At 67.6% G+C, this 3,666-nt stretch carries 5 protein-coding genes; 3 read left to right on the forward strand and 2 right to left on the reverse strand.

Annotated elements, in window-relative coordinates; translation table 11 throughout:
- Positions 1-169: 169 nt before the first annotated feature.
- The 3 genes from A9J21_RS11955 (at position 170) to A9J21_RS11965 (ending at position 1,299) form a co-directional block, all read left to right on the forward strand.
- A complete protein-coding gene (locus A9J21_RS11955; protein WP_066735796.1) occupies positions 170-373 on the forward strand; it encodes a hypothetical protein in 204 nt (67 codons plus the stop codon).
- A 151-nt stretch (positions 374-524) separates the two neighbouring features.
- A complete protein-coding gene (locus A9J21_RS11960) occupies positions 525-968 on the forward strand; it encodes a YXWGXW repeat-containing protein (protein ID WP_066735798.1) in 444 nt (147 codons plus the stop codon).
- Between the two features lie 106 nt (positions 969-1,074).
- A complete protein-coding gene (locus A9J21_RS11965; RefSeq protein ID WP_066735801.1) occupies positions 1,075-1,299 on the forward strand; it encodes a hypothetical protein in 225 nt (74 codons plus the stop codon).
- A gap of 107 nt (positions 1,300-1,406) precedes the next feature.
- Here the strand turns inward: A9J21_RS11965 and A9J21_RS11970 are convergent, their stop codons facing one another.
- Together A9J21_RS11970 and A9J21_RS11975 are read right to left on the reverse strand one after the other, a co-directional pair.
- A complete protein-coding gene (locus A9J21_RS11970; protein ID WP_197497492.1) occupies positions 1,407-1,790 on the reverse strand; it encodes a hypothetical protein in 384 nt (127 codons plus the stop codon).
- A gap of 109 nt (positions 1,791-1,899) precedes the next feature.
- Positions 1,900-3,504: a glycerol-3-phosphate dehydrogenase/oxidase gene (locus A9J21_RS11975; RefSeq protein ID WP_066735803.1), complete on the reverse strand. Its 1,605-nt coding sequence runs from the start codon at positions 3,502-3,504 to the stop codon at positions 1,900-1,902.
- Positions 3,505-3,666: the final 162 nt, after the last annotated feature.

The following is a 3,666-nucleotide window of genomic DNA, read 5'->3' on the forward strand; positions in this document are numbered from 1 at the left end:
CAGATTGTGCAAAACGGCGAACCTCGGGGCTTGCGGGGGAAAGCCTCACCGCTTGCGCGGTCAGTACTTCAGCAGCCTGCTAGGCCGGGCGGCGGGATGGATGTGCTAGAGTTTTTGGCACGCGCGCCTGCCAGCGTCTTGTCCTGTCGTGTTCGAACGGAGATACATCATGACGAGTGAAACCAGATCGCAGCTGAAGGCTTTTGTGCAAACCGCGCCCCAGGCCGGGCGCTATGTGTGGGTCATCGCACTGGTGGACTTCGGCGCGCAGCAGATCCGGCGCACCATGGTGTCGGACGACACATTCACCACCGCCGACGCCGCCCGCGTGGCCGGCGAGGCCGAACTGAAAGCGATGGCCGCCGATCACTGAGTCGGGCCGCAGCTTCCCCGGCACCCCAATCCCCCGGGCGGTAACGCCCAGACACGCTTTCTTACATCACACCGGACAGACGGTGGGTACACTGCTGCCCATTCGCGCACATTTTGTCTACGGTGTTTTTTTAGAAGAAGAGGGGGTCACCATGAATCGCCAAGTATTCCTGCGCGCCGCCGCCGGCGCCGCATTGCTCTGGTCGGCCGCGGTCTTCGCGCCCGCCGCGCTGGCCCAGGTCAATATCAATATCGGCATCGGCACGCCGCCGCCGGCCCCGATCTACGAGGCCGTGCCGGCGCCACGCGTCGGCTATGTCTGGGCACCCGGCTACTGGGTCTGGGATGACCACTATCGCAAGCACGCGTGGAAGCAGGGCCATTGGGTGTCCGCGCGGCCGGGCTATGTCTATGAGCAGCCGCGCTGGGTGCGCGCCAGCAACGGGTGGGTGATGCAGCCCGAGCGCTGGAACCGCGGCCCCGACTACGACCGCTATCACGGCCACGGTCACGATGACTACGACGGCGACCGCCCGCGTGGCGGCCCGCGCGGCTACCACTGCCCGCCGGGTCACGCCAAGAAGGGCGAGTGCTGAGGCACTGACCGCTGCGCCCGATGCCGTCAATCTCACGATGCGGTGCCGGGCGGTGGCGAGGCCATGCTAGGATTTCCGGGCTCAGCCGATCTTCCGGAGACTCGACATGGCCAAGCAGGTCTTCTCACGCTCGCAGTACCTCGACATTCTGAATGACAGTCTGCGCCGGCATCCGGGCTTCCAGCCCGGCATGGCATTCGTGTTCCTGCCGCCGGGCGCCCACGCCAGCCAGGCGTCGGGCGTGGGATGCACCGGGCCGCTCGAGGCGTTGCCGGTCTATTGCGAGATCGAACGCGTGGCGTCCGGACTGATCGAGGTGAAGGACCAGTAAGGTGGCGTTCGGCAGGGCGCGGGGGCGGCTAGAGATCACGGCACCAGCCCCCGGCCCTTGGCCCCGGCAACAAAAAAGCACCCCGCGGGGTGCTTTTTCGTTTGGCTTCAGCCTTCGTCTTCCTCGTCGTCGAGGAATTCGCGACGCAGCATCCAGTTCTTGATGGCTTCGTCGCAGACCTTCTTGAGCCGGCTCTTCTCGGGCAGCTTGTCGAACATCTGGAAGTTGACCAGCGCCATCCCGGCATCGGTGATGTAGAACAGGCGGTCCGGCTCGTCGTAGTGGACCAGGCGTCCGTCGATGCCCGATTCCTCGCTGTCGGCGGGCACGTCCTCCAGCTCCACGACGCGGCACGAGAAGCGCGGGTTGTGGGTGTGGGTCAGGTACTCGAATTCGTCGTGACTGACTTCACCGCCCTTGCTGGCGGTGATGGCGAAGCCCCAGATGAACCGGGGCATCGGCAGATCGGACAGATCATCGATCTCGTCCATGTCATCCATGTCGTCCATGGTGTTCTCCCTGATGCAATAGCCGGCATTATCGCCGAAGTCTCGCACCAAGGCAGCCCATTTGCTGCCTTCCAGGGCAATCCCGGGCGATTCAGGCGAGCATGTAGCCGCGGGCGAGCGCGCCAAAGTCCTCCAGTTCCCTGGCCTGCCAGGCGGCATCGTGGCCCAGTTCCTCGGCAAGTATCTCCGCCACCCGTGGCGCGCCGGCCAGTGCGGCCCCGGCGTCGAGGAACAGCGCGCGATTGCGCCGCCCCAGCACGTCTTCCACGCGGCGCGCCAGTTCGTGGCGGGCGGCGAAGCGGACGTGGGCCTCGGTCAGGCCCGATGCGGCCACGACCATGGTGTCCGCGCCCGGCAGCGCCTGCACCAGCGGCAGGTCGGCGCCGTAGTAGCGGTCGGGCGAGCCGGAGTTGGCGGGCGGCAGGTCGGCCGGCATGCCCACCGCGCCATGCAGCGGCAGGTCGGCGGTGCGGCAGGGCGCGGCGCGCAGCATCTGGCGCTGGATCGCGGTCTCGATCACGTCCTCGGCCATCTTGCGGTAGGTGGTCCACTTGCCGCCGGTGACCGTGATCAGGCCGGCCTTGGACACCACGATCGTGTGCTCGCGCGACAGCGATGCCGTGGACGATTCGCCGGTGGCCTTGACCAGCGGCCGCAGCCCGGCCCAGACGCTGGTGACATCGGCGCGCGACGGATCGCGCGCCAGGTAGCGCGCCGCGGTTTCCAGGATGAAGTCGATATCGTCGCCGGTGGCGCGCGGCTCCAGCGGCAGGTCCTTGCGCGGGGTATCGGTGGTGCCGACGATCACGTGCCCGTTCCAGGGCACCAGGAACAGCACGCGGCCATCGTCGGTCTTGGGGATCAGGATGGCGCGGTCGCCGGGCAGGAAGCTGCGCGGGATGGTCAGGTGCACGCCCTGGCTGGGCGCCACCATCGTGCGGGCCTGGACGTCCTCCATCTGCCGTACCGCATCGACCCATACGCCGGTGGCGTTGATCACGCAGTCGGCGCACAGGTGGAAGGTGCCGGATCCCAGCGCGTCTTCGGCAGTAACGCCGGTGATCACGCCGTTGCGCTGGGTCAGGCCCGAGACGCGCATGTAGTTCACCGCCGTACCGCCTACGTCGAACAGCGTGCGCATCAGTGCCATGGCCAGGCGCGCATCGTCGAACTGGCCATCGAAATACAGGTTGCCGCCGCGCAGCGGACGGCCGCCCACGTGTTCGGCCAGGGTGGGGGCGGCTTCCAGCGTTTCGCGGTGGCTCAGCCAGCGGCTGCCCGACAGGTTCAGCCCGCCGGCCAGCATGTCGTAGACCTTCAGGCCGATGCCGTAGAACGGCTGGTCGAACATCTGGTAGGCCGGCACCACGAATCCGAGCGGCCACACCACGTGCGGTGCGTTGCGGGCCAGCAGGCCGCGTTCGTGCAGCGCCTCGCGCACCAGGCTGATATTGCCCTGGGCCAGGTAGCGCACGCCGCCGTGTACGAGTTTGGTGGCCTTGCTCGACGTGCCCTTGGCAAAGTCGGCCGCCTCCAGCAGCAGCGTGCGGTAGCCGCGCGCGGCGGCATCGAGCGCAGTGCCCAGGCCTGTGGCGCCGCCGCCGATGACGATGACGTCCCAGCGGGCCGTGCGCGACAGCGTATCGAGCAGTTCGGGGCGGGTGGGCGGCTGGACCGCAGGTACGGAGATTGGCATGGGTTCTTCAGGCAATCGGATTCAATGTGTGGTGTCTTCGCGGGCCCAGTCACGCGCGCGGTCCACCGCGCGATGCCAGCGGGCGATGCGGTGCGCGCGTTCGTCGGCCGACAGCTTCGGCTCGAAGCGCTGCTCCACCTGCCACTGGCGGGGGGGTTTCTC

It is taken from the genome of Cupriavidus sp. D384 (assembly GCF_001652915.1).
Classification (GTDB): domain Bacteria; phylum Pseudomonadota; class Gammaproteobacteria; order Burkholderiales; family Burkholderiaceae; genus Cupriavidus.

Coding starts and splice junctions, on each gene's coding strand:
- A9J21_RS11955 (WP_066735796.1), top strand. CDS start 170: ATGACGAGTGAAACCAGATCGCAGCTGAAGGCTTTTGTGCAAACCGCG.
- A9J21_RS11960 (WP_066735798.1), top strand. CDS start 525: ATGAATCGCCAAGTATTCCTGCGCGCCGCCGCCGGCGCCGCATTGCTC.
- A9J21_RS11965 (WP_066735801.1), top strand. CDS start 1,075: ATGGCCAAGCAGGTCTTCTCACGCTCGCAGTACCTCGACATTCTGAAT.
- A9J21_RS11970 (WP_197497492.1), bottom strand. CDS start 1,790: ATGGACGAGATCGATGATCTGTCCGATCTGCCGATGCCCCGGTTCATC.
- A9J21_RS11975 (WP_066735803.1), bottom strand. CDS start 3,504: ATGCCAATCTCCGTACCTGCGGTCCAGCCGCCCACCCGCCCCGAACTG.